The 24,308-nt window shown below is 70.4% G+C and carries 22 protein-coding genes; 1 reads left to right on the forward strand and 21 read right to left on the reverse strand.

Annotated elements, in window-relative coordinates:
* The first annotated feature begins 17 nt into the window (after window positions 1-17).
* The gene (locus tag ACZ50K_RS07910; RefSeq protein ID WP_468898919.1) at window positions 18-1,862 is read left to right on the forward strand and encodes a glycosyl hydrolase family 18 protein; all 1,845 of its coding nucleotides are present in this window, start codon (window positions 18-20) and stop codon (window positions 1,860-1,862) included.
* Between the two features lie 109 nt (window positions 1,863-1,971).
* Here ACZ50K_RS07910 and ACZ50K_RS07915 read toward each other — a convergent pair whose 3' ends face one another.
* The 21 genes from ACZ50K_RS07915 to thrB form a co-directional block, all read right to left on the reverse strand.
* A complete protein-coding gene (locus ACZ50K_RS07915; RefSeq protein WP_468898922.1) occupies window positions 1,972-2,418 on the reverse strand; it encodes a DUF2550 domain-containing protein in 447 nt (148 codons plus the stop codon).
* 129 nt (window positions 2,419-2,547) lie between these two features.
* A complete protein-coding gene (locus tag ACZ50K_RS07920; protein ID WP_468898924.1) occupies window positions 2,548-2,922 on the reverse strand; it encodes a F0F1 ATP synthase subunit epsilon in 375 nt (124 codons plus the stop codon).
* A 142-nt stretch (window positions 2,923-3,064) separates the two neighbouring features.
* A complete protein-coding gene (gene atpD, locus ACZ50K_RS07925) occupies window positions 3,065-4,507 on the reverse strand; it encodes a F0F1 ATP synthase subunit beta (RefSeq protein WP_468898927.1) in 1,443 nt (480 codons plus the stop codon).
* Window positions 4,507-5,454 carry a F0F1 ATP synthase subunit gamma gene (locus ACZ50K_RS07930; protein ID WP_468898930.1) on the reverse strand — a complete coding sequence of 316 codons (948 nt, stop codon included), beginning with the start codon at window positions 5,452-5,454 and terminating at the stop codon, window positions 4,507-4,509. The genes atpD and ACZ50K_RS07930 overlap by 1 nt, the downstream gene beginning before the upstream one ends.
* Window positions 5,455-5,474: 20 nt before the next feature.
* Complete coding sequence (gene atpA / locus ACZ50K_RS07935; RefSeq protein WP_468898933.1) at window positions 5,475-7,070, reverse strand: F0F1 ATP synthase subunit alpha; 1,596 nt, start codon at window positions 7,068-7,070, stop codon at window positions 5,475-5,477.
* A 139-nt stretch (window positions 7,071-7,209) separates the two neighbouring features.
* Window positions 7,210-8,025 carry a F0F1 ATP synthase subunit delta gene (locus ACZ50K_RS07940; RefSeq protein WP_468898936.1) on the reverse strand — a complete coding sequence of 272 codons (816 nt, stop codon included), beginning with the start codon at window positions 8,023-8,025 and terminating at the stop codon, window positions 7,210-7,212.
* Window positions 8,022-8,567, reverse strand: a complete 546-nt coding sequence (locus ACZ50K_RS07945; protein WP_468898939.1) for a F0F1 ATP synthase subunit B — start codon at window positions 8,565-8,567, stop codon at window positions 8,022-8,024. The genes ACZ50K_RS07940 and ACZ50K_RS07945 overlap by 4 nt, the downstream gene beginning before the upstream one ends.
* 42 nt (window positions 8,568-8,609) lie before the next feature.
* Window positions 8,610-8,840 carry an ATP synthase F0 subunit C gene (atpE, locus tag ACZ50K_RS07950; protein WP_468898941.1) on the reverse strand — a complete coding sequence of 77 codons (231 nt, stop codon included), beginning with the start codon at window positions 8,838-8,840 and terminating at the stop codon, window positions 8,610-8,612.
* Window positions 8,841-8,919: 79 nt separating this feature from the next.
* Complete coding sequence (atpB, locus tag ACZ50K_RS07955; protein WP_468898944.1) at window positions 8,920-9,735, reverse strand: F0F1 ATP synthase subunit A; 816 nt, start codon at window positions 9,733-9,735, stop codon at window positions 8,920-8,922.
* Between the two features lie 225 nt (window positions 9,736-9,960).
* On the reverse strand, window positions 9,961-10,398 hold the full coding sequence (locus ACZ50K_RS07960; RefSeq protein ID WP_468898947.1) for a hypothetical protein: 438 nt from the start codon (window positions 10,396-10,398) through the stop codon (window positions 9,961-9,963).
* Window positions 10,399-10,673: 275 nt separating this feature from the next.
* Window positions 10,674-12,017 carry an MraY family glycosyltransferase gene (locus tag ACZ50K_RS07965; protein WP_468898950.1) on the reverse strand — a complete coding sequence of 448 codons (1,344 nt, stop codon included), beginning with the start codon at window positions 12,015-12,017 and terminating at the stop codon, window positions 10,674-10,676.
* Window positions 12,018-12,133: 116 nt separating this feature from the next.
* Window positions 12,134-13,366 (reverse strand): serine hydroxymethyltransferase, encoded by a 1,233-nt coding sequence (locus ACZ50K_RS07970; protein ID WP_468898952.1) that lies wholly within the window; start codon window positions 13,364-13,366, stop codon window positions 12,134-12,136.
* A 401-nt stretch (window positions 13,367-13,767) separates the two neighbouring features.
* Window positions 13,768-14,397, reverse strand: coding sequence for an arsenate reductase/protein-tyrosine-phosphatase family protein (locus tag ACZ50K_RS07975; RefSeq protein ID WP_468898955.1), 630 nt, complete (start codon window positions 14,395-14,397; stop codon window positions 13,768-13,770).
* Window positions 14,394-15,041: an L-threonylcarbamoyladenylate synthase gene (locus ACZ50K_RS07980; protein WP_468898958.1), complete on the reverse strand. Its 648-nt coding sequence runs from the start codon at window positions 15,039-15,041 to the stop codon at window positions 14,394-14,396. The genes ACZ50K_RS07975 and ACZ50K_RS07980 overlap by 4 nt, the downstream gene beginning before the upstream one ends.
* A 52-nt stretch (window positions 15,042-15,093) precedes the next feature.
* Window positions 15,094-15,939 carry a peptide chain release factor N(5)-glutamine methyltransferase gene (gene prmC, locus ACZ50K_RS07985; protein ID WP_468898961.1) on the reverse strand — a complete coding sequence of 282 codons (846 nt, stop codon included), beginning with the start codon at window positions 15,937-15,939 and terminating at the stop codon, window positions 15,094-15,096.
* Window positions 15,940-15,987: 48 nt separating this feature from the next.
* Window positions 15,988-17,067: a peptide chain release factor 1 gene (prfA, locus tag ACZ50K_RS07990; protein ID WP_468898964.1), complete on the reverse strand. Its 1,080-nt coding sequence runs from the start codon at window positions 17,065-17,067 to the stop codon at window positions 15,988-15,990.
* Between the two features lie 116 nt (window positions 17,068-17,183).
* Window positions 17,184-17,405, reverse strand: coding sequence for a 50S ribosomal protein L31 (rpmE, locus tag ACZ50K_RS07995; protein WP_468898967.1), 222 nt, complete (start codon window positions 17,403-17,405; stop codon window positions 17,184-17,186).
* Between the two features lie 221 nt (window positions 17,406-17,626).
* On the reverse strand, window positions 17,627-18,730 hold the full coding sequence (locus tag ACZ50K_RS08000) for an LCP family protein (protein WP_468898970.1): 1,104 nt from the start codon (window positions 18,728-18,730) through the stop codon (window positions 17,627-17,629).
* A gap of 178 nt (window positions 18,731-18,908) precedes the next feature.
* Window positions 18,909-20,657, reverse strand: coding sequence for a trypsin-like serine protease (locus tag ACZ50K_RS08005; protein ID WP_468898972.1), 1,749 nt, complete (start codon window positions 20,655-20,657; stop codon window positions 18,909-18,911).
* A 102-nt stretch (window positions 20,658-20,759) separates the two neighbouring features.
* Window positions 20,760-22,829 (reverse strand): transcription termination factor Rho, encoded by a 2,070-nt coding sequence (gene rho, locus ACZ50K_RS08010; protein ID WP_468898974.1) that lies wholly within the window; start codon window positions 22,827-22,829, stop codon window positions 20,760-20,762.
* A gap of 434 nt (window positions 22,830-23,263) precedes the next feature.
* Entirely contained in the window at window positions 23,264-24,190 is a 927-nt protein-coding gene (gene thrB / locus ACZ50K_RS08015) for a homoserine kinase (RefSeq protein WP_468898977.1), read from the reverse strand.
* Window positions 24,191-24,308 lie beyond the last annotated feature (118 nt).

The following is a 24,308-nucleotide window of genomic DNA, read 5'->3' on the forward strand; positions in this document are numbered from 1 at the left end:
CCTACGGAGGAGCACCCTTGAGCACAGCATCCCCCCCACGCACCCGACTCTTCTCCCGGCTCGCGGCCACCGTGGCCGCCTTCGCCCTCCCCATCGCCGGACTCGTCACCCTGGCCTCCCCCGCCCAGGCCGCGACCTCCGCGACGGCGACCTACACCAAGGTCTCCGACTGGGGCAGCGGCTTCGAGGGCAAGTGGACGATCAAGAACACCGGCACCACCGCCCTCAGCAGCTGGAACGTCGAGTGGGACTACCCCGCCGGCACGGCCGTCACCTCCGCCTGGGACGCCACCGTCACCAGCTCCGGCACCCACTGGACCGGCAAGAACCTCAGCTGGAACGGCAGCCTCGCCCCCGGGGCCACCATCAGCTTCGGGTTCAACGGCACCGGCGGCGGCGCCCCCAGCGGCTGTAAGATCAACGGCGGTTCCTGCGACGGCGGCACCGTACCCGGTGACAACCCGCCCTCCGCCCCCGGCACCCCCACCGCCAGCGGAGTGGGCCAGACCTCGCTGACCCTCGGCTGGTCGGCCGCCACCGATGACAAGGGCATCAAGAACTACGACGTCTACCGCGGCTCCACCAAGATCGCGACCGTTACCGGGACCACGTACGCCGACTCCGGCCTGACCAAGGGCACCACCTACACCTACAGCGTGGTGGCCCGCGACACCATCGACCAGACCGGCCCCGCCTCCGGCAGCCTGACGGTCACCACCACCGGCGGGGTCGTCGACCCGCCGCCGCCGGGCGTGGTCAAGCTCGGCTACTTCACCAACTGGGGCGTCTACGGCCGCAACTACCACGTGAAGAACCTGGTCACCTCCGGCACCGCGTCGAAGATCACCCACATCAACTACGCGTTCGGCAACGTCCAGGGCGGCCGCTGCACCATCGGTGACGCCTACGCCGACTACGACAAGGCCTACACCGCCGACCAGAGCGTCGACGGCAAGGCCGACACCTGGGACCAGCCGCTGCGCGGCAACTTCAACCAGCTCCGCAAGCTGAAGGCCCAGTACCCGAACATCAAGATCCTGTGGTCCTTCGGCGGCTGGACCTGGTCCGGCGGCTTCGGCCAGGCCGCGGCCAACCCGACGGCCTTCGCCCAGTCCTGCTACGACCTGGTCGAGGACCCGCGCTGGGCCGATGTCTTCGACGGCATCGACCTGGACTGGGAGTACCCGAACTCCTGCGGCCTGACCTGCGACACCTCCGGCCCGGCCTCGCTGAAGAACATGATGCAGGCCATGCGGGCGAAGTTCGGCACGGGCAACCTGGTCACCGCCGCCATCTCCGCCGACGGTTCCAACGGCGGCAAGCTGGACGCGGCCGACTACGCGGGCGCCGCCCAGTACGTCGACTTCTACAACGTCATGACCTACGACTTCTTCGGCGCCTGGGCCGCCCAGGGCCCGACCGCCCCGCACTCCCCGCTGACCGCCTACGCGGGCATCCCGCAGGACGGCTTCAACTCCGAGGCCGCCATCACCAAGCTCAAGGGCAAGGGCGTCAGCGGCAGCAAGCTGAACCTCGGCATCGGCTTCTACGGCCGCGGCTGGACCGGCGTCACCCAGGCCACCCCCGGCGGCACCGCCACCGGCCCGGCCCCGGGCACGTACGAGCAGGGCATCGAGGACTACAAGGTCCTCAAGAACACCTGCCCGGCCACCGGCACCATCGCCGGCACCGCCTACGCCAAGTGCGGCAGCAACTGGTGGAGCTACGACACCCCCGCCACCGTCGCCAGCAAGATGGCCTGGGTCAAGAGCCAGGGCCTGAAGGGCGCCTTCTACTGGGAGTTCAGCGGCGACACCGCCAACGGTGAACTCGCCAACGCGGTCCACACCGGGCTCCAGTAGGCACGACGAAGCCGGGGTGAACGGGTCCGTCCCCCGTTCACCCCGGCTTCTCCATGCTCTGACGCCCTGGCGTCCTGGCGTCCCGAGGTCCCGGTCCCCCGCGCCGGCCTCAGGCCACGTTCACCCGCTGGCCGGGGGGCGCCGCCTCCAGCCAGGCCAGGAAGCCGGTCAGCGCGTCCTCGCTCATCGCCAGTTCCAGCCGGGTCCCCCGGTGCACACAGCCCAGCACCACGGCGTCCGACAGCAGGGCCAGCTCCTCCTCGCCCTCCGGGGCGCGGCGGGCCAGCACCTCGATGGAGTCCCGCTCCAGCAGCCGGCGCGGCCGCGGCGAGTACGAGAACACCCGGAACCACTCGATCCGGTCACCGCTGTAGCGGGCCACCCCGTACACCCAGCCCTTGCCGGACACATCGGGTTCCTCCGCCACGCCCCAGCGCAGCGAACAGTCGAAGGTGCCGCCGGACCGCTGGATCAGCCGCCTGCGCAGCCCGAAGACAAACAGGCCGACCACCACCAGGGCTACGACCAGGCCGCTCACAAGCAGAGCGAGGAGCATCTTCACCGACCTCCTCGCTCATCGAGTCCCGCACAGGAAAATTCAACCAGCATCGCCTCAGCCGCGACCCGTCCCGGAAAACTCCGGACGGGCCGCGGCTGAGGTTTCACACTCTCCGGTTACGGGGAATCAGGTCCCCGTCACCGCGCGCAGCCGGACATCGGCGCGACGCTCGGCGGCCCCATCGGCCTCCGACTTCGCGCGCTCCAGTGCCCGCTCCGCCCGCTGGACGTCGATCTCGTCCGCGAGCTCGGCGATCTCGGCCAGCAGCGACAACTTGTTGTCGGCGAACGAGATGAAACCGCCGTGCACCGCGGCGACGACCGTGCCGCCCTCGCTGGTACGGATGGTCACCGGGCCCGATTCCAGCACACCGAGAAGCGGCTGGTGACCGGGCATGACGCCGATGTCGCCGGACGTGGTGCGGGCGACAACAAGGGTGGCCTCGCCGGACCAGACATTGCGGTCCGCCGCGACCAGCTCGACGTGCAGCTCAGCAGCCAAGGTGGCTCCTCGGGTCACCACCCGGCGGGTCGGCCGGGTGTTGGGTCAAATTCTAATGGGCGTGGGGAGAGGGACGGGACACACCCGCCCCTCTCCTTGCGAAACCTGCGAACCGGATGCGCTCCGGGAGGAGCGCGCCGGATCAGGAGACGCCCAGCTCCTTGGCGTTGGCCTTCAGGTCCTCGATGCCACCGCACAGGAAGAACGCCTGCTCGGGGAAGTGGTCGTAGTCACCGTCGCAGATCGCGTTGAACGCGGTGATCGACTCGTCGAGCGGGACGTCCGAGCCGTCGACACCGGTGAACTGCTTCGCCACGTGGGTGTTCTGCGACAGGAAGCGCTCCACGCGACGGGCGCGGTGGACGACCAGCTTGTCCTCTTCGCCCAGCTCGTCGATACCGAGGATCGCGATGATGTCCTGGAGGTCCTTGTACTTCTGCAGGATCCCCTTGACGCGCATCGCGGTGGCGTAGTGGTCCGCCGCGATGTACCGCGGGTCGAGGATGCGGGACGTCGAGTCCAGCGGGTCCACGGCCGGGTAGATGCCCTTCTCGGAGATCGGACGGGAGAGAACCGTCGTCGCGTCGAGGTGGGCGAAGGTGGTCGCCGGCGCCGGGTCGGTCAGGTCGTCCGCGGGGACGTAGATCGCCTGCATCGAGGTGATCGAGTGACCACGGGTCGAGGTGATGCGCTCCTGGAGGAGACCCATCTCGTCGGCCAGGTTCGGCTGGTAACCCACCGCGGAGGGCATGCGGCCGAGCAGGGTCGACACCTCGGAACCCGCCTGGGTGTACCGGAAGATGTTGTCGATGAAGAACAGCACGTCCTGCTTCTGCACATCGCGGAAGTACTCCGCCATGGTCAGACCGGCGAGCGCGACGCGCAGACGGGTGCCCGGGGGCTCGTCCATCTGGCCGAAGACGAGGGCCGTCTTGTCGATGACGCCCGAGTCGGCCATCTCCTCGATGAGGTCGTTGCCCTCACGGGTACGCTCACCGACGCCCGCGAACACCGACACACCGTCGTGGTTGTTGGCGACGCGGTAGATCATTTCCTGGATCAGAACGGTCTTGCCGACACCGGCACCACCGAACAGACCGATCTTTCCACCCTTGACGTACGGGGTGAGGAGGTCGATGACCTTGACGCCGGTCTCGAACATCTCGGTCTTCGACTCAAGCTCGTCGAAGCGGGGCGCCTTGCGGTGGATCGGCCAGCGCTCGGTGACGTTGGCGTTCTCCTCCGGGTAGTTCAGCACCTCACCCAGGGTGTTGAAGACCTTGCCCTTGGTGAAGTCACCGACGGGGACGGTGATGCCCTCGCCCGTGTCGGTCACCGGGGCCCGGCGGACCAGGCCGTCGGTCGGCTGCATCGAGATGGTGCGGACGAGTCCGTCACCGAGGTGCTGCGCGACCTCAAGGGTCAGGGTCTTCAGCGCGCCGTCTTCGGCCGGGTCGGCGACCTGGACCTTGAGGGCGTTGTAGATGTCGGGCATGGCGTCGACGGGGAACTCCACGTCGACGACCGGGCCGATGACCCGGGCGACGCGGCCCGTGGCGGCGGCCGTCTCAACAGTGGTCGTCATTACTTGTCACTCCCCGCGGTCGCGTCTGCCATGGCGCTGGCGCCACCGACGATCTCGCTGATTTCCTGGGTGATTTCGGCCTGGCGGGCCGCGTTGGCAAGCCGGGAGAGGCTCTTGATCAGGTCTCCCGCGTTGTCGGTGGCCGACTTCATCGCACGGCGGCGGGCGGCGTGCTCGGAAGCGGCCGCCTGGAGCAGTGCGTTGTAGATGCGGCTCTCGACGTATCGCGGCAGGAGGGCGTCGAGGACGTCCTCCGCCGACGGCTCGAAGTCGAACAGCGGAAGGATCTCGTCCTTCTTGCCGCCCGCGGCCTGAGCCGCTGATGTCTCAGACTCCTCCGCCCCAGCCCCGTCGAGGCTGAGCGGCAGCATCCGGCCGTCCACCGCGTTCTGCGTCATCATCGACACGAATTCCGTGTAGACGATGTGCAGCTCGTCGACGCCGCCCTCGGCCGTCTCGTTCTGGATGGCCTCGATCAGCGGCGCCGCGACGCGCTTGGCGTCGGCGTAGGCCGGGCTGTCCGTGAATCCGGTCCACGAGTCCGCGACCTTGCGCTCACGGAACGCGTAGTAGGCCAGCCCCTTGCGGCCGACGATGTACGTGTCGACCTCCTTGCCCTCGCCGCGCAGCCGCTCGGTGAGCCGCTCCGCCTGCTTGATGGCGTTCGAGGAGTAGCCGCCGGCCAGACCGCGGTCGCTCGTGACGAGCAGGACCGCGGCGCGCACCGGCGCCTCGACCTCGGTGGTCAGGGGGTGCCTGGTGTTCGAACCGGTCGCCACCGCGGTCACCGCACGGGTGAGCTCGGTCGCGTACGGCATCGACGCCGCCACCTTGCGCTGCGCCTTGACGATGCGCGAGGCGGCGATCATCTCCATCGCCTTGGTGATCTTCTTGGTCGCCGTGACGGCACGGATGCGACGCTTGTAGACCCGGAGCTGCGCTCCCATGAGTCAGGTCCCTTCCGTCGTCACTTGGAGACGTTGACGGCCGGCGCGTCCTCGCCCAGGAGCTTGCCGTCCGAGGTCTCGAACTGCAGCTTGAAGCTGGCGATGGCGTCGGCGATGGACGTCAGGGTGTCGTCCGACATCTTGCCGCCGTCGGCGATGGAGGTGAGGAGGTCCTTGCGCTCGCGGCGCAGGTGCTCCAGCAGCTCCGACTCGAAGCGACGGATGTCGTTGACCGGGACGTCGTCCATCTTGCCGGTGGTGCCGGCCCAGACGGAGACGACCTGCTCCTCGACGGGCATGGGCTGGTACTGGCCCTGCTTCAGCAGCTCGACCAGGCGCTTGCCGCGCTCCAGGGAGGCCTTGGAAGCGGCGTCCAGGTCGGAACCGAAGGCGGCGAACGCCTCCAGCTCGCGGTACTGGGCGAGGTCCAGGCGCAGACGGCCGGAGACCTGCTTCATGGCCTTGTGCTGGGCGGAGCCACCGACGCGGGAGACCGAGATACCGACGTTCAGCGCCGGGCGCTGGCCCGCGTTGAACAGGTCGGACTCCAGGAAGCACTGGCCGTCGGTGATGGAGATGACGTTGGTCGGGATGAACGCCGACACGTCGTTCGCCTTGGTCTCGACGATCGGGAGACCGGTCATCGAACCGGCGCCCATGTCGTCGGACAGCTTCGCGCAGCGCTCCAGCAGACGGGAGTGCAGGTAGAAGACGTCGCCCGGGTAGGCCTCGCGGCCCGGCGGGCGGCGCAGCAGCAGCGACACGGCGCGGTAGGCGTCGGCCTGCTTCGACAGGTCGTCGAAGATGATCAGGACGTGCTTGCCGGCGTACATCCAGTGCTGGCCGATGGCCGAGCCGGTGTACGGCGCCAGGTACTTGAAGCCGGCCGGGTCGGACGCCGGGGCGGCGACGATGGTCGTGTACTCCAGGGCACCGGCGTCTTCCAGGGCGCCGCGGACCGACGCGATGGTCGAGCCCTTCTGGCCGATGGCGACGTAGATGCAGCGGACCTGCTTGTTCACGTCGCCCGAGCGCCAGTTGTCGCGCTGGTTGATGATCGTGTCGACGGCCAGCGCGGTCTTGCCGGTCTGGCGGTCGCCGATGATCAGCTGACGCTGGCCGCGGCCGACGGGGACCATCGCGTCGATGGCCTTGTAGCCGGTCTGCATCGGCTCGTGAACCGACTTGCGGATCATGACGCCGGGGGCCTGCAGTTCGAGGGCGCGGCGGCCTTCGGTGACGATCTCGCCGAGACCGTCGATCGGGTTGCCGAGCGGGTCGACGACGCGGCCGAGGTAGCCCTCGCCGACGCCGACGGAGAGCACCTCACCGGTGCGCTGCACCGGCTGGCCCTCCTCGATTCCGTTGAACTCGCCGAGGACGACCGCACCGATCTCGCGCTCGTCGAGGTTCAGGGCGAGACCGAGGGTCCCGTCCTCGAACTTCAGCAGTTCGTTCGCCATGGCGGAGGGCAGGCCCTCCACCTTCGCGATGCCGTCGCCGGCAACGCTGACCGTTCCGACCTCCTCGCGCGAGGCCGCGTCCGGCTGGTACGACTGGACAAAGGTCTCCAGCGCGTCCCGGATCTCCTCCGGCCGGATCGTGAGCTCCGCCATCTGGGTTCCCTGCTCTCCTTGTTGGGCCTGAAGCTTCATAGGGGTCTGGGGGCGACCCCCAGGAATCTTCTGCAAGTTCTGCACGGCCCAACCGGGCCGCTGGAAATGCTTCTTCTTAAGTTGGGTGGCCTGGGCCTGATCAGCCGGCCATGCGACGGGACGCCTCGGAGAGGCGCTCCGCGATGGTGCCGTCGATGACCTCGTCACCGACCCGCACCTCGATACCGCCGAGGACCGCGGGGTCCACGTCGAGGTTGAGGTGCATCTCGCGGCCGTACAGCTTGGCCAGCACCGCGCCGAGACGCTGCTTCTGCACGTCGCTGAGCGGAACCGCGGTGGTCACGGTGGCGACCATGCGGCTGCGGCGCTCGGCGGCGAGCGTGGAAAGGGAGTCGAGTCCCGCTTCCAGGCTACGTCCACGCGGCAGCGCGACCAGCCGGTCGACCAGCCGCTCGGTGACGGCCGCGGCCTTGCCGCCGAGCAGGCTGCGGAGCAGCTGGCTCTTGGCGGCGGTGGTGGCGCCCTTGTCGGTCAGCGCGGCCCGCAGCTCGGTGTTCGAGGCGACGATCCGGCCGAAGCGGAACAGCTCGTCCTCGACGTTGTCGAGGGTGCCGTCCTGCTGGGCGGCCGTGAGGTCGGCGGTGTTCGCCAGCTCCTCCAGCGCGTCCACCAGGTCACGCGACTGCGACCAACGGGACCGCACCATGCCGGACACCAGGTCGAGGGTCTCCCCGCCCACCTGGCCACCGAGCAGACGCCCGGCCAGCTCGGCCTTGGCCTCGCCGGACTGCGCCGGGTCGGTCAGGACCCGACGCAGCGAGACCTCGCGGTCGAGCAGCGCGGTGACGGCGGCCAGCTCACCGGCGAGCTTCGCCGCGGCGACGGACGTGTTGTCCGTCAGCGCGTCGAGGCGCTCGCGCGCGGCGTGCAGCGCCTCGCGGCTCGATCCGTTCATCGGGCGGCCTCGGCCTTCTCCTCAAGGTCTTCGAGGAAACGGTCGATGGTGCGGCTCTGCCGGGCGTGGTCCTCAAGGGACTCGCCGACGAGCTTGCCGGCCAGGTCGGTGGCGAGCTTGCCCACGTCCTGGCGCAGCGCCTGCGAGGCGGCCTTGCGGTCGGCCGCGATCTGGGCGTGGCCGGCAGCGATGATCTCCTCGCGCTGCCGCTGGCCTTCTGCGCGCAGCTCTTCCTTGAGCGCAGTGCCCTGCTCCAGCGCGTCCTGGCGCAGGCGAGCGGCCTCGTGGCGGGCTTCGGCGAGCTGGGCCTTGTACTGCTCCAGGACGCTCTGGGCCTCGACCTGGGCGGCCTCTGCCTTCTCGATGCCGCCTTCGATGGCGTCGCGACGCTCGTCCAGAACCTTGTTGATGTTCGGGAGGAGCTTCTTCGCCAGGATGAAGAAGACGATCAGGAAGGCGACGAGGCCGACGATGAGCTCCGGGACCGGCGGGATCAGAGGGTTTTGAGGCTCCTCCGCGGCCAGGTGCACCAGGGAAATCACATCAGTGCCTTTCGTCGTTTTCGGACTGGGTGTGCGTTCGTCTTAGTAGACGAACGGCATGACCAGACCGATGAGGGCGAGCGCCTCACAGAACGCGAAGCCGAGGATCTGGTTGGACCGGATGAGGCCGGCAGCCTCGGGCTGACGGGCCAGCGCCTGGGTGCCGTTACCGAAGATGATGCCGACGCCGACGCCGGGGCCGATGGCCGCGAGACCGTAGCCGATGGAGCTGAGCGAGCCGGTGATTTCGGTAGCAGCGAGGATCTGGGACATGCCAGTTCTTCCTTCTCTTTCACGGACCGGTGGGGGTTGGCCACCGGACGAATGGGGGGTGTGCGGTGCGGGCCGTGGCTCAGTGGTGCTCGGCGAGCGCGCCCTGGATGAAGCTGCAGGCCAGGAGGACGAAGACGTACGCCTGGACAGCCTGGATGAAGAGCTCGAAGACGGTCATGCCGAGCACCATCACGAAGGACACGCCCGCGGCCGGGATGCCCCATCCGTTGAACAGGTACCAGCTGGCGACCGTGAAGAGGACGAGGAGGGTGTGGCCGGCGAACATGTTCGCGAACAGTCGGACCGCGTGCGTGAACGGGCGGACCAGGACGTTCGAGAAGAACTCGATGACCATGACCAGGGGGAGGACCCCGCCGAGGCTCTTGTCGTAGCCCGTGAGGTTCTTCAGACCGCCGACGAAGCCGTGGCGCTTGAAGGTCACGGACATCCAGATGCCGTAGACCAGCAGGGCCAGGGCGGCCGGGTACGCGATGATCGAGGTCACCGGGAACTGGGCCAGCGGGACGATCGACCAGACGTTCAGGATCCAGACGAAGAAGAACAGCGACACCATGAAGGGGACGTACTTCTCGCCCTCCTTCTTGCCCAGGGTCTCGTAGACGATGCCCCGGCGCACGAAGTCGTAGCCGGCCTCGGCCACCATCTGCAGCTTGCCGGGGACGACCTTCGGCTTGCGGAACGCGGCCCAGAAGAAGCCGAGGATGATGATCGAGCCCAGCAGGGCCAGCAGCATCGGCTTGTTGAGGTACCAGCCGTCCTTGTCTCCGGCGACGGGCTCGAAGATGAAGGACCACAGGCTGGGCGCCGGGAAGCCACAACCGGAGAAGAGTTGACAATCGGCCTCGAAGGCGAGCGTCATCGGGTCAGCACTCACCGCGGGCTCCTTCAGCGTGGCGCATAGGTACGGCAACCTCGTTGTGTCGGCGCGGCGCACAGCCGCGGTTCGGCACTGGACTGGTGTTACGGATGATGGGGCGGCGTTCAGGCATCGAGCCTCGCGATGGAACAGGCGTCAGTTCGGATGCCCGCGTCCGCAGTGCCGCAGTTGGCACCGGACGATAGCAGGAAGCCGAACGAGCACTTATCCCGGCCCTACCCTTCACGAGTTCGGCCCCGAGTTTCCGGGCTTCTCGCCCGGGACGGACTCGGGTTCCACATAAAGGATCTTGGCCTTCATGTGGGCGCGGGTCTGCGCGGCGATCCACACGAGGGTGGTGGCGACGAGCGTGATCGCGAAAGCCTTGGGCTGGAAGAGCGTGGTGTTCTTGAACGCGGCGACAAAGATGAAGAGCAGCAGGATCTGCGCCGCGTAGAGCATCAGCCCCATGGCCTGGAACAGATGCGGCAGCGACTTCGCCGTGCGCTGGAGCACGACGAACCCCATCCCCATGAAGAGGATCACGATCAGGGTCGCGACGACCGCGCCGACGGCCCCCTTGCCACCCGCGACCGCGCCGCTGATCGCGGCGGCTACAGCGCCGGCGACAGCGGTGGGTACGGCGGATTGCAGCAGGGATCGGACGTCATCAGACCGCATGGCGGATTGCTCCACGTGATGGTGGGGGCACGGGACTCGTACGGGGACGAGCGTAAGCCCGGTCCGAGTTCGAGCCTCGGGCCAATGGACCGTCGCACTACGGTCCTTCGGCTCTGTCGCCGGGTTTAGTGAACGGTATCACAAACTATTTGATGAGGTCTTTACCTGTGCGGTGTGCTGACTGTCACACATGAGGGCTAACGCGCCCGTGTGTGCAGGACACCGGGGTGTTCTGCCTGATATAGGACGATCGATCCCGTCGGGACCGGGTGGCGTCAGCGTGACGATTCGGCCTTACGCCGGTCGGGGAACCGCGAACGGGGTCCCACGGCGGTCGCTCCGTTGACGCCGGACACCCCCCCGGCGAGGACCCGCACCGGTTCGGTGTCCGCCCCCTCCGCCGCCGGGCCCTCCCGCAGCGCCTCCGCGGCCGCTCCGTCGGCACCCCGGTCCGCGTGCCGGTAGCGGGGCGGCACCAGGCCCTCGGCCCACTGCGGGGCCCGCGGGGTGAACCGCGGGAGCAGCAGCAGGAGCAGCCCCACCCCGCTCAGGGCGGCGATCCCCAGCACGATCCACATCGAGGTGGAGTTGACCGAATAGGCCACCGCCCCGAAGGCGATCAGCGCCGACCAGAAGTACATGATCAGGACGGCCCGGCTGTGCGAGTGACCGATCTCCAGCAGCCGGTGGTGCAGGTGCCCGCGGTCCGCGGCGAACGGGGACTGGCCGTTCCAGGTGCGCCGGACGATCGCCAGCACCAGGTCCGCCACCGGCAGCGCGATGATCGTCAGCGGCAGCAGCAGCGGGATGAACACCGGGAGCATCGCGTGGGTGGCGTTGCGCTCACCGCCGGCGAACAGGGCCAGCGCGTCCGGGTCCACCTGCCCGGTGATGGAGATCGCGCCGGCCGCCAGGACCAGCCCGATCAGCATCGAACCGGAGTCGCCCATGAAGATCCGGGCGGGATGCATGTTGTGCGGCAGGAAGCCCAGGCACATGCCCATCAGGATGGCCGCGAACAGGGTGGCGGGGGCCGCCGCCTCGATGCCGTAGCCGTACCAGATGCGGTAGGAGTACATGAAGAACGCGGCGGCGGCGATGCACACCATGCCGGCCGCCAGACCGTCCAGGCCGTCCACGAAGTTCACCGCGTTGATGGTGATGACCACCAGGGCCACCGTGAGCAGATTGCCCTGCCAGGGGCTGAGCAGCACCGTGCCGACGAAGGGCACCGGCAGCCACAGGATGGTCAGGCCCTGCATCACCATCACGCCGGCGGCGATCATCTGGCCGCCCAGCTTGATCAGGGCGTCGATCTCGAACTTGTCGTCGAGGACGCCGATCAGCCAGATCAGGGCCGCCCCGGAGAGCAGCGCCCGCGGCTCGTTGGAGAGCTCGAAGACCCCGTTGAGGTTCTGCAGGTGGTCGGCGACCAGCAGGCCGGCGCACAGTCCGCCGAACATGGCGATGCCACCGAGCCGCGGAGTCGGCTCCCGGTGCACGTCACGGGCGCGGATCTCCGGCATCGCACCGGCGGCGATCGCGAACTTCCGCACCGGTCCGGTCAGCAGGTAGGTCACCGCGACCGTGACGCAGAGCGTCAGCAGATATTCACGCACGGGCTGCCCCAGATGTATCGCCGGCCATCTCAGCCCCACACATTAGCCGCGATGTCGTCGGTGAAGAGGACGCGAGGGGGGCCTATCGCGGTTGCGGTACATCCCGTTTGCCGCTCTTACTCCCCATAAGGAGGAAAACGCGATGTCAGCTCGGCGACCTCCGAACGGGTCGTGGCCGGATCCCCGCGCAGTGCCCCGCCGAACAGCCGGGCGATCTCCGTCATCTCCCCGGCCCCCATCCCCTGGGTGGTCACGGCGGCCGTACCGAGCCGGATGCCGCGCTGGTCCCCGTACGGGAGGGCGCAGGTGTCCAGGACCATCCCGGCGGCCGCCAGCCGGCCGCGGGCGGCCTTTCCGTCGGTGCCCAGGGCGGCCGGGTCGGCGGTGATCAGATGGGTGTCGGTACCGCCCGTGGTGACCGCGAAGCCCTGCTCGGCGAGGGCCCCGGCCAGGACGCGGGCGTTGTCGACCACCCGGTGCGCGTACGAGGCGAAGGCCGGGCCGGCCGCCTCCCCGAAGGCCACCGCCTTGGCGGCGATGGTGTGCATCTGGGCGCCGCCCTGGGTGAACGGGAACACCGCCCGGTCGATCCGGTCGGCGAGCCCGGCCCGGCACAGCAGCATGCCGCCGCGGGGCCCGCGCAGGACCTTGTGGGTGGTCGCGCAGACCACGTCCGCGTACGGCAGCGGGCTGGGCGCGGCCCCGCCCGCCACCAGCCCGATCGGGTGCGCGGCGTCGACCACCAGCTGGGCCCCGACCTCGTCGGCGATCTCGCGGAACGCGGAGTACTCGGGGTGCCGCGGGTAGCAGATGGAACCGCAGACGATCACCCGGGGGCGGTGGGTGCGGGCCAGCTCCCGGACCTGCCGGTAGTCGATGAGCCCGGTCGCCGGGTCCAGCCCGTAGCCGACGAACTCGAAGCAGCGGCCGGAGAGGTTCGCCGGGGAGCCGTGGGTGAGGTGGCCGCCCTGGGTCAGGCGCAGGGCGAGGACGGTGTCCCCCGGGCTCAGCAGGGCGGCGTAGGCCGCCAGCACGGCGGCGGAGCCGGAGTGCGGCTGCACGTTGGCGTGCTCGGCCCCGAACAGGGCGCGGGCCCGCTCCACGGCGATCCGCTCCGCGTGGTCGGCGTACTCGCAGCCGCCGTGGTGGCGGGCGCCGGGGTAGCCCTCGGCGTACTTGTTGGCGAGCACGGAGCCGAGGGTGGCCAGCACGGCGGGCGAGGTGAAGTTCTCGGCGGCGTTGAGCTGCAGGGTGCCGGCCTGGCGGCGGCCCTCCCCCGCGAGGACGTCGGCCATCTGCGGGTCCTGCCGGCGCAGCAGGTCCACCGCGGGCTCGGTGATGACGGACATGGCGCGCTCCCGAGCAGTGGGGTTACCGGCACCCCCATCCTCTTTTGGACCCGCCCCACGCGCCACTCGGCCCTGCGGCCGGGCGGGTCAGCGGTGGGAGGTGACACCCGTCAGGGCGGTGACCACCGGGTCCAGGGCCTGGCTGAGCCCCTCCTCCGAACGCGCCCCTCGCGCCACTCGGCCCCCGGGGGGCCTCCCGGGCTTCGGCACGCTGCGCCGGCCTCCGGCCGCCGGTGGCAGGCGGGTCAGCGGTGGGAGGTGACACCCGTCAGGGCGGTGACCACCGGGTCCAGGGCCTGGCTGAGCCCCCCTCCGAACGCGCCCCTCGCGCCACTCGGCCCCGGGGGGCCTCCCGGGCTTCGGCACGCTGCGCCGGCCTCCAGCCGCCGGTGGCAGGCAGGTCAGCGGTGGGAGGTGACACCCGTCAGGGCGGTGACCACCGGGTCGAGGGCCTGGCTGATCTCGTCGCCGATGGAGCGGAAGAAGGTGATCGGGGCGCCGTACGGGTCGTAGACCTCGTCCGCGTCCGGGGAGGGCGCCAGCAGCCAGCCGCGCAGTGCCGCCGCGGCCCGGACCAGGGCGCGGGCCCGCTCGGCCATCCCCTCGTCCAGCGGGGGCAGGGTGGCGGGGTCTATGGCGCGGACCAGGCGGGTGAACTCCTTCAGGGTGAAGGTGCGCAGGCCCGCCGAGTGGCCCATCGAGATGACCTGGGCCCGGTGGTCGCGGGTGGCGGTCAGGACCAGGTCGGCCCGTATGACGTGCTCGTCGAGGAGCTCCCGGCCGGTGAACCCGCTGGCGTCGGCGCCGAAGTCCGCCAGCACGGCGGCCGCGTTGGCCTCCATGGGGGCGCCCTCGTGGCCCCAGGTGCCGGCGCTCTCCACGATCAGTCCGCCGGTGGCGGCCCCGCCGAGCCGGTCGGTCAGGGCATGCCGGGTCAGCCGCTCGGTGATCGGCGAGCGGCACACGTTGCCGGTGCTGACGTGGAGTATGCGGAAGGGATCCCCTGCTATGCCACGCCCCTCAGGGCTCACGGGGCGACCTCAAGGTCGGGTACGACCTCCCTGAGCTGGTCCGCGGTGAGGGCGCCCTCGCGCAGCAGGACCGGGACCTTGCCGGTGACGTCGACGATGGAGGAGGGCTGGATGCCCGGGGTGGGGCCGCCGTCCAGGTAGACGGAGACGGAGTCGCCGAGCATCTCGCGGGCCGCGTCGCAGTCCTCCGGCGCCGGGTGGCCGCTGAGGTTGGCGGAGGAGACGGCCATCGGGCCGACCTCGGTGAGCAGCTCGATCGCGACCGGGTGCAGCGGCATCCGGACGGCGACCGTGCCGCCGGTCTCGCCGAGGTCCCAGGCCAGCGAGGGCTGGTGCTTGGCGACAAGGGTGAGGGCGCCGGGCCAGAACGCGTCCACGAGCTCCCAGGCCTGCTCGGAGAAGTCCGTGACCAGCCCGTGGAGGGTGTTCGGGGAGCCGATGAGCACGGGGGTGGGCATGGTGCGGCCCCGCCCCTTGGCGGCCAGCAGGTCGCCCACGGCCTCGGCGCTGAAGGCGTCCGCGCCGATCCCGTAGAGGGTGTCCGTCGGCAGCACGACGAGCTCGCCCCGGCGGACGGCGGATGCGGCTTCACGCAGACCGGTCTTGCGGTCCGTCGCGTCGTTGCAGTCGTATCGCCGGGCCATCAGCGGGCCTCCTCGTGCGGCTGGGGGGTGGCGGGAAGGGGGGCGCGGGAGCTCACGGCAGGGCCTTGCGGGCGGTGGCGAAGCGCGGGCGCCGGTTGAGGTCGGGGTGGTCGGCGGCGTCGGCCCAGCCCCGCTCCTCGGCGAAGATCCACGGCACCTGGCCGCCCTGGGTGTCGGCGTGCTCGACGACCACGATGCCGCCGGGCCGCAGCAGCCGGTGGGCGGTGCGCTCGATGCCCCGGATGGTGTCCAGGCCGTCCTCGCCGGAGAACAGGGCCATCTCGGGGTCGTGGTCCCGGGCCTCGGGGGCGACGTACTCCCATTCGGTGAGCGGGATGTACGGCGGGTTGGAGATCACCAGGTCGACCTGGCCGTCCAGCTCGGGCAGGGCGCTGAGCGCGTCCCCCTGGTGGACGGTGACCCGGGAGCCCTCGGCGTTCTTCCGGGTGTAGACCAGGGCGTCGTCGGAGAGCTCCACGGCGTGCACCCGGGAGCGCGGCACCTCCTGGGCCATGGCCAGGGCGATCGCGCCGGAGCCGGAGCACAGGTCCACGATCAGGGGCTCGACCACGTCCATGGCGCGGACGGCCTGTATGGCCCAGTCGACCACCGATTCGGTCTCCGGCCGGGGGACGAACACCCCGGGTCCGACCTGGAGCTCCAGATAGCGGAAGAAGGCCCGGCCGGTGATGTGCTGGAGGGGTTCGCGGGCCTCGCGGCGGGCGATGGCCTCCCAGTAGCGGGCGTCGAAGTCGGTGTCCTGGACGTGGTGCAGTTCCCCCCGCTTGACGCCGTGCACCCAGGCGGCGAGCTCCTCGGCGTCGAAGCGCGGTGACGGCACGCCGGCGGCGGCCAGCCGCTGGGTGGCCTGGGCCACCTCGGCAAGCAGCAAGTTCATCTGCGCTGGTCCTCCGGGCTGCTGTCGTACGGGGGGTGGTGCGGGGCTTTACTGCGCTGCGGCGAGCTTCGCTGCCGAGTCCGCGTCGACGCAGGCCTGGATGACCGAGTCGAGGTCTCCGTCGAGCACCTGGTCCAAGTTGTACGCCTTGAATCCGGTGCGGTGGTCGGAGATGCGGTTTTCCGGGAAGTTGTACGTACGGATCTTCTCGGACCGGTCCACCGAGCGCACCTGGCTGCGGCGCACGTCGGAGGCCTCCTGCTCGGCGGCCTCCTGGGCGGCGGCCAGCAGCCGGGAGCGCAGGATGCGCATGGCCTGCTCCTTGTTCTGGAGCTGGCTCTTCTCGTTCTGGCAGGAGGCGACCACACCGGTCGGCAGGTGCGTGATGCGCACGGCCGAGTCGGTGGTGTTGACGGACTGGCCGCCGGGGCCGGAGGAGCGGTAGACGTCGATCCGCAGGTCGTTCATGTTGATCTCGACCTCGACCTCCTCGGCCTCCGGGGTGACGAGCACGCCGGCGGCGGAGGTGTGGATGCGGCCCTGGGACTCGGTGGCGGGCACGCGCTGGACGCGGTGCACCCCGCCCTCGTACTTGAGCCGGGCCCAGACGCCCTGGCCGGGCTCGGTGGCCCCGTTGCCGCCCTTGGTGCGGACGGAGACCTGGACGTCCTTGTAGCCGCCGAGCTCGGACTCGGTGGCGTCGATGATCTCGGTCTTCCAGCCCACGCGCTCGGCGTAGCGCAGGTACATGCGCAGCAGGTCGCCCGCGAAGAGGGCGGACTCGTCGCCGCCGGCGCCGGCCTTGACCTCCAGGAGCACGTCCTTGTCGTCGCTGGGGTCGCGGGGGACGAGCAGCAGGCGGAGCTTCTCGGTGAGCTCCTCGCGCTGGACGGCCAGGTCCTTGGCCTCGGCGGCGAAGTCCGGGTCGTCGGCGGCGAACTCCTTGGCCGTCTCGATGTCCTCGGCGGTCTGCTTCCACGCCCGGTAGGTGGCGACGATCGGGGTCAGCTCCGCGTAGCGCTTGTTCAGCTTGCGCGCGTTGGCCTGATCGGAGTGCACCGATGGGTCGGCGAGCTTCTTCTCAAGGTCGGCGTGCTCGCCGACCAGTTCCTCGACCGCCTCGAACATCGGGGGACTCCTGGGGTGAAAGTGCGAAAGGGCTACGGACTGCGGGACGACAAAGGCGCCGGCCCGGCCGCCCCCGCGTGTTCAGGGGGCGGCCGGAGACCGGCGCCGGGGTCGCGCTACTTCTTGGCGGCCGCAGCCTTGCCGAAGCGGGCCTCGAAGCGGGCCACGCGGCCACCGGTGTCGAGGATCTTCTGCTTGCCCGTGTAGAACGGGTGGCACTCGGAGCAGACCTCGGCACGGATGTTGCCGTTGGTGAGGGTGCTACGGGTGGTGAACGACGCGCCGCAGGTGCAGCTGACCTGGGTCTCGACGTACTCGGGGTGGATCTCGCGCTTCAAGGTGTCTCCTAGTTTCGGGAGGGCGCCGGGTCGCAGGACGCGGAATTGCTCCATGCGTGAACCGGGGCCGACGTACCAGTCTGCCAGGACTGGCCCGCCTGACAAAATCTCGATGACGCCGCTTACAACAGGGCGGGGCGCGGGTCTATTCCGGCCCGGATCCGGTTCGCGTCCGGCGCGGATCCGGTTCGCGTCCGGCTCGCGTCCGGCCCGTGCGCCGCCTAGCGGACGACGGTGCCGGCGGTGCCCTTGTCGCCCGCCGAGTTCCTGGTGGCCTCGGCGGGGATCGGCCGGTCGGCCAGCAGGGCCTCCCACACCAGCCCGGACTCCTTGCGGAGCGGGACGACCCGGTTGGGGTCGATGGTGTCCCCCGCCACCGGCAGCGTGATCATGTGCATGTCCTGGGAGTCGATGCCCTGGAGCCCGGAGGCGAAGCCCATCAGCGACTTCACGTCGCCGAGCTTGGAGTCGGTGGTGATCGCCTTGGTGGCGGTGTCGGCGAGGCCCAGCAGCCGGCTGGGGTTGTCGAACACCCCGACCCCCTTGACCTGCTTGATCAGCGCCTTGATGAAGGCCTGCTGGAGCTGTATTCGGCCCAGGTCGCTGCCGTCGCCGACGCTCTTGCGGGTGCGGACCAGGCCGAGGGCCTGCTCGCCGTTCAGCTTGTGGGTGCCGGCCTGGAGGTCGAGGTGGCTGGCCCCGTCCTTGATCGGCTTGGTGGTGGTGAGCTCGACCCCGCCGAGCTTGTCGACGATCTCCTTGAAGCCGGTGAAGTCGACCTCCAGGTAGTGGTCCATCCGGATCCCCGACAGCTGCTCCACGGTCTTGACCGCGCAGGCGGCCCCGCCGACGGTGAAGGACTCGTTGAACATCCGGCGCGGGCCGCCGGGGTCGGTCCGGCCGTCGTCCGTCCTGCAGGAGGGCCGGGTGACCAGGGTGTCCCGGGGTATCGACACCACGGCGGCCTTCTGGTGGCCCTCGTAGAGGTGGACGATCATCGCGGTGTCGGAGCGGGCGGAGCCGCCGTCGTCCCTGCCGTACGAGGAGTTGTCGCCGCCGCGCGAGTCCGAGCCGAGGACCAGGATGTCCATCGAGCCGTTGTCCACGTCGGCGGGCCGGTCGGTGCCGAGGGCGGCGTCGATGTCCACGCTCTTGATGTTGCCGTTGAACTTCACGTAGAAGTACCCGAGGCCCGCCCCGCCGAGGACCAGGACTCCGGCGGCGCTCCACGCGGCGATCCGCAGGCCCTTGCGGCGCTGTCCGGGCGCCCGCCTTCGCCGGCCTCCCGCGGCCCGGTGGCCCCGGCCCCTGTTGTCCTCGCTCATGAGCTCCTCAGTCCTGTCCCGTGTCCCTGTCCCTGACTCCCCGCTTGCCTCTGACACAGACGGCGGACGCCTTCCAAGGGTTCCACGGGCGGCCGGGACACGACTGTGCCCACCGTGCGGACACGGTGGGCACAGGAGGGACGCCGCAGCGTCGCCGTTTGCCGTCTTACCTGCGGTTTCAGCCGAAAAGGTTGAACTGCTTCCAGCCGGTTCCCAGGCTCTGGCGTGTGGCGAAGGTCGCACCCGTGGACTTCCCGGTGCCCGGGTACAGCCACAGGGTGTCGCCCTCGCGGGCGATCAGGTCGGCCTTGCCGTCCTTGTTCACGTCGCCCGGGGTGGCCAGGGCCGTGAACGCCGATCCCATGGTGGCGATCTGGACCCGCGGCGCGAAGGTGCTGAGGCCCGCGGTGCCGGTGCCCTTGTACAGGTAGACCGCGCCGGCCGGGGTGCGGGCGATGAGGTCCGCCTTCCCGTCGCCGGTCAGGTCCCCGTGGCCGCGGATCTCGGAGTAGATCTGCCAGCCCGGCCCGCCGTCCATCTCGGGGGCGAAGCCGCCCTTGGCGTTGCCCGGGTGGATCCGGAGCCGGCCGGCCGCGTCGACGGTGACCAGGTCGGGGGCGTCGTTGCCGGTGACGTCGCCGGGGGCGACGATCGCCCGCCGGGTCTGCCAGCCCTTGGTGACCAGGGTCTGCTGCCAGCCCTTGCCCGCCACCTGGTGGTTCCAGTACAGCTCGCCGGTGGAGACCCGGCGGACGATGTCCTGGACCCCGTCCATGTCGAGGTCGGTCTGGACGGCCGTGTTGGTGGACTTGAAGTCACCGGTGACGGCCGCCTGGGCGGTCAGGCTCTTGCCCTTGGACTGGTACGGGATGAGCTTGCCGTCCGAGGCCCGGCGGGCCAGCAGGTCGGCCATGCCGTCCTGGGTCCAGTCGGTGTCGGCGACCCGGGCCCGGATCACGCCCGCGTAGGTGCTGACCTTGGCGTAGGCCGCGTAGGAGCCCTTGTAGACGCAGCCCTCGGCGCCCCAGGAGACCACGCCGATCAGCCGGCCGCCCAGGACGAGCGGGCCGCCGGAGTCGCCGTTGCAGGTGATGGTGGTGCCGGTGTCGGAGCCGGTGGCGGGCTTGCCCGCGCAGGTCATGTGGCCCGTGATGAACTCGCCTCCCCAGAATCCGGCGCAGGTGGCGTCGGAGACCAGCGGGAGGGTGGCCTTCTTGAGCGCGGGCGACAGGGCCTGGCTCTTGGAGGTGTGCCGGCCCCAGCCGTAGACGTCCGCGTTCGCGCCCGCCTTGTAGAGGCCGGTGTCACTGCTGCGGGCGATCGGCAGCGGCTTGACGCCGACCGGCTTGCTCAGGGTCAGCACGGCCACGTCGTTGTCGAGCGAGTACGGGTCGAACCCGGGGTCGAACCACTGGCGGCGGACCGTGACGGGGGTGCCGCCGTGCCAGTCCGTGACCCCGCCGGCGCCGGTGGTCGGCTGCTGGGTGGCACCGACCACGACCACGCTGTCCTTGGCCCAGTCGAGGCCCTCGACGCAGTGCGCCGCGGTGAGGATCTTCGTCGGGGCGACCACCGTGCCGCCGCAGAAGTAGGCCTCGTCGTCGCCGGTGGCGGGGGTGTTCTTGTCGTCGAGGTAGTGGAGCTGCGCCATCCAGGGCGCGTTCGCGATCGTCTCGGGCTTGCCACCGATGATCATCGGACTCGCCTTGGGCGGTCCGGACGGCTTGGGGGCGGGGCGCTTGGCGCCGCGCTCCAGCTGGTCGGCCGCCATCGACTTGGCGATGCGCTCGCCGAGTTCCCGCTGGGTGGGAGCGGGGTCTCCCGCGGCCTGCGCGCCGGTGGCCGTCAGTCCTGTACCGAACAGGGCGAGGACGGAGACGGCAACGGGGACCGCGAGGCGCGAAGTGCGTATGTGCACGCGCGTCATCCTTCTTTTCTGCCGTGGAGTTGGGCGGTCCGGTGATCCTATGACAGCGCCGCCCCCACCCGGTCGGGTGGGGGCGGCGCAGGGTGCGTCGGCGACGGGCCGTCAGTCGTCGTTCTTGCCGGCCGGGGTCGTCTTCGCGATCTGCATCAGGAACTCGGCGTTCGACTTGGTCTGCTTCATCTTGTCGAGGAGCAGTTCGATCGCCTGCTGCGAGTCGAGGGCGTGCAGCACCCGGCGCAGCTTCCAGACGATGGCGAGCTCCTCGCTGTTGAGGAGGATCTCCTCCTTGCGGGTGCCCGAGGGGTCCACGTCCACGGCCGGGAAGATCCGCTTGTCGGCGAGCTTCCGGTCGAGCTTGAGCTCCATGTTGCCGGTGCCCTTGAACTCCTCGAAGATCACCTCGTCCATGCGCGAGCCGGTCTCGACGAGCGCGGTGGCCAGGATGGTCAGCGAGCCGCCGTCCTCGATGTTGCGCGCGGCACCGAAGAAGCGCTTCGGCGGGTACAGCGCGGTCGAGTCGACACCACCGGACAGGATGCGGCCGGAGGCGGGCGCCGCGAGGTTGTACGCGCGGCCCAGACGGGTGATCGAGTCCAGCAGGACGACCACGTCGTGACCCAGCTCCACGAGGCGCTTGGCGCGCTCGATGGCCAGCTCGGCGACGGTGGTGTGGTCCTCGGCCGGGCGGTCGAAGGTCGAGGAGATGACCTCGCCCTTGACCGACCGCTGCATGTCGGTGACCTCTTCCGGACGCTCGTCGACCAGGACGACCATCAGGTGGCACTCGGGGTTGTTCGTGGTGATCGCGTTGGCGATGGCCTGCATGATCATGGTCTTGCCGGTCTTCGGCGGGGCCACGATCAGACCGCGCTGGCCCTTGCCGATGGGCGAGACGAGGTCGATGATGCGGGTCGTCAGCACACCCGGGTCGGTCTCCAGACGGAGCCGGTCCTGCGGGTACAGCGGGGTGAGCTTGTTGAACTCGGGGCGGCCTCGGCCGGATTCGGCGGCCATCCCGTTCGCGGAGTCCAGGCGGACCAGCGCGTTGAACTTCTCGCGGCGCTCGCCTTCCTTGGGCTGGCGCACGGCACCGGTGACGTGGTCGCCCTTGCGCAGGCCGTTCTTGCGGACCTGGGCGAGGGAGACGTACACGTCGTTCGGGCCGGGCAGGTAGCCCGAGGTCCGGATGAACGCGTAGTTGTCGAGGATGTCGAGGATGCCCGCGACGGGGATCAGCACGTCGTCGTCGGCGACCTGCGGCTCGTTCGGGCCGAACTCCTCGCGGCCACGGCGGCCACGGCGGTCGCGGTAGCGGCCGCGGCGGCCGCGACGGCCGTCCTGGTCGTCGAAGTCGTCCTGCGGACCGTTGTCCTGCCGGCCCTGGCCGCCCTGGCCCTGGGTCTGCTGGCCCTGGCCGCGGCCGCCGCCCTGCTGCTGGCGGTCGCGCTGGCCGCGCTCGGCGCGGTCGCCGCGCTCGGCACGGTCCTGCTGGCCGCCGCCCTGGGCGGCCTGCTCGCCCTGGCCGCGGTCGCGGCGGTCGCGCTGGCCGCGCTCGGCACGGTCGCCGCGGTCACGGCGGTCGCGGCGGCCGCGGCCCTCGCCGGCCTCCTGACCGGCGGTGGCGGTCTCGGTACGGGCCTCGGGCTGCGCGGTGGCGGCCTCGGTCTTCGCCTCGGTCGCCACCACGGTGGTGGCCGAGGTGGCGGACTCGGGGCTGCCGGAGGGGGCGGTGGCGCGGCGGCGGCGGCGTTCGCCGACCGGAGCGTCCTCGCTGGCGGGCTGGCCCGGGATCTCGATCTGGGCCTGCGCGGCCGGCTTCTCGGCCGGAGCCGCGACGGCCTTCTCGGCGGCGGGGGCGGCGGCCTCGCCGGTGCGGGCCTTGCTGGTGGCGCGCCGCTTCGGCTTGGTCTCGGCCGCCGGTTCCGCGGTGGCCTTCGGGGCGCCGCCGCTTCCGGCCTGCGCCTCCTTGATGACCTCGATCAGCTGGCTCTTGCGCATCCGCGCGGTGCCCCTGATACCGAGGCCGGAAGCGACCTGCTGAAGCTCGGCGAGGACCATGCCCTCAAGGCCGGTGCCGGAGCGGCGGCGCTTGGGTGCGGCGGCGCCCGCGGCGGGGGCACTGGTGTCGACGGAGGTGTCGGCAACGCCCATCAGATCGGTGGTGTCGCTCACGAAGGGTCCTTCCCTGGAGCGGACGTCGGCCTGTCTGGCTCGGCGACCGGTTGTGCTGTCCGACCGCGGTCCTAGGTGTGGACCGTGCCGGGGCGGTGGTCCGCCGCTATCGATACGTCCCGATACGGCGGAGGAGGTACGTGCAGGGGTTCCGGCGAGAAGCCCCCCAGCTGAAAGCGTGGGAATGTGTCACGCCGATTCCGGAGCGTGCTCGCAACTGCTTGGCAGCGATCAAAGCAGTTGGGGGGGCTCCCGGAAGAAAGGTGGTCCCTGATGGGGACACTGAGCACCGAGCCCTGGCGGCTTCGGATGCGCACTTGAGACTAACACTACCGGATCCAACAGACATTCCCCCTCTCACTCACCGGCAATCGCGCACTCCCGCACGGGCGGGTGGGGCGGACTGCCCGACCGCCCCGTTCCCGTGTCGGTCGTCAGCCGCCCTGGTTGCCCAGGGGGAGCACGCTCGCGCCCGCGGCGTCGAGGGCGAGCCGGTTGGCGGCCCATCCGTCGCCGGCGAGCTGCGCGACCTTGTCGGCCGCACCGTTGTCGACCAGCGCGAGGACCGTGGGGCCCGCGCCGGAGATGACCGCGGGGACTCCGTCCGCCCGCAGTCGGTTCACCAGGGCCACGCTCTCGGGCATGGCCGGGGACCGGTACTCCTGGTGCAGCCGGTCCTCGGTGGCGGGCAGCAGCAGCTCGGGGCGCCTGGTCAGGGCTTCCACGAGCAGGGCCGCGCGGCCCGCGTTGGCGGCGGCGTCCACGTGCGGGACGGAGCGCGGCAGCAGGCCGCGCGCGGTCTCGGTGAGCACCGGCTTCGAGGGCACGAAGACCACCGGAACGATGGAATCGGCGGGGTCCATACGGATCGCCTTGGCGCTGCCGCCGTCCATCCAGGCGAGGGTGAAGCCGCCGAGCAGGCAGGCGGCGACGTTGTCGGGGTGGCCCTCGATCTCGGTGGCGAGTTCCAGCAGGGCCGCGTCGTCCAGCTTGGCCTCGCCGCCTATGGTGACGGCGCGGGCGGCGACGATGCCGGCGCAGATGGCGGCCGAGGAGGAGCCGAGTCCGCGGCCGTGCGGGATCCGGTTGGCGCAGACGACCTCCAGGCCGCGCGGCTGTCCGCCGAGCAGGTCGAAGGCGGTGCGCATGGAGCGTACGAGGAGGTGGCTCTCGTCGCGGGGCAGCGTGTCCGCGCCCTCGCCGGCGATGTCGATGTTCAGGCCGGAGTCGGCCACCCGGACGACCACGTCGTCGTAGAGCCCCAGGGCCAGGCCCAGGGCATCGAAGCCGGGGCCGAGATTGGCACTGCTGGCGGGGACGCGCACCCGTACGGCGGCGGCGCGGAAGGCGGGACCTGCCATCGCTCGATGACACTCCTTGTGACTGTGCGAGATCTTGGGATCTTCCGCTGTGAATGTACTGGAGAACGACCGACACCCGAAGGCCCACGGGGCAGCACCGCGTCAGGTGCGCGGTGGC

Source organism: Streptomyces sp. NPDC033845 (genome assembly GCF_055576225.1).

Excerpts from the sequence above, each read along its gene's own strand:
- ACZ50K_RS07980 (WP_468898958.1), bottom strand. The coding sequence starts at position 15,041 with ATGGCCCGGCGATACGACTGCAACGACGCGACGGACCGCAAGACCGGT.
- prfA (WP_468898964.1), bottom strand. The coding sequence starts at position 17,067 with ATGTTCGAGGCGGTCGAGGAACTGGTCGGCGAGCACGCCGACCTTGAG.
- ACZ50K_RS08000 (WP_468898970.1), bottom strand. The coding sequence starts at position 18,730 with ATGAGCGAGGACAACAGGGGCCGGGGCCACCGGGCCGCGGGAGGCCGG.
- ACZ50K_RS07970 (WP_468898952.1), bottom strand. The coding sequence starts at position 13,366 with ATGTCCGTCATCACCGAGCCCGCGGTGGACCTGCTGCGCCGGCAGGAC.
- ACZ50K_RS07940 (WP_468898936.1), bottom strand. The coding sequence starts at position 8,025 with ATGAACGGATCGAGCCGCGAGGCGCTGCACGCCGCGCGCGAGCGCCTC.
- atpA (WP_468898933.1), bottom strand. The coding sequence starts at position 7,070 with ATGGCGGAGCTCACGATCCGGCCGGAGGAGATCCGGGACGCGCTGGAG.
- ACZ50K_RS07915 (WP_468898922.1), bottom strand. The coding sequence starts at position 2,418 with ATGCTCCTCGCTCTGCTTGTGAGCGGCCTGGTCGTAGCCCTGGTGGTG.
- ACZ50K_RS07960 (WP_468898947.1), bottom strand. The coding sequence starts at position 10,398 with ATGCGGTCTGATGACGTCCGATCCCTGCTGCAATCCGCCGTACCCACC.
- ACZ50K_RS08005 (WP_468898972.1), bottom strand. The coding sequence starts at position 20,657 with ATGACGCGCGTGCACATACGCACTTCGCGCCTCGCGGTCCCCGTTGCC.
- prmC (WP_468898961.1), bottom strand. The coding sequence starts at position 15,939 with ATGAACTTGCTGCTTGCCGAGGTGGCCCAGGCCACCCAGCGGCTGGCC.
- atpD (WP_468898927.1), bottom strand. The coding sequence starts at position 4,507 with ATGACGACCACTGTTGAGACGGCCGCCGCCACGGGCCGCGTCGCCCGG.
- thrB (WP_468898977.1), bottom strand. The coding sequence starts at position 24,190 with ATGGCAGGTCCCGCCTTCCGCGCCGCCGCCGTACGGGTGCGCGTCCCC.
- ACZ50K_RS07930 (WP_468898930.1), bottom strand. The coding sequence starts at position 5,454 with ATGGGAGCGCAGCTCCGGGTCTACAAGCGTCGCATCCGTGCCGTCACG.
- atpE (WP_468898941.1), bottom strand. The coding sequence starts at position 8,840 with ATGTCCCAGATCCTCGCTGCTACCGAAATCACCGGCTCGCTCAGCTCC.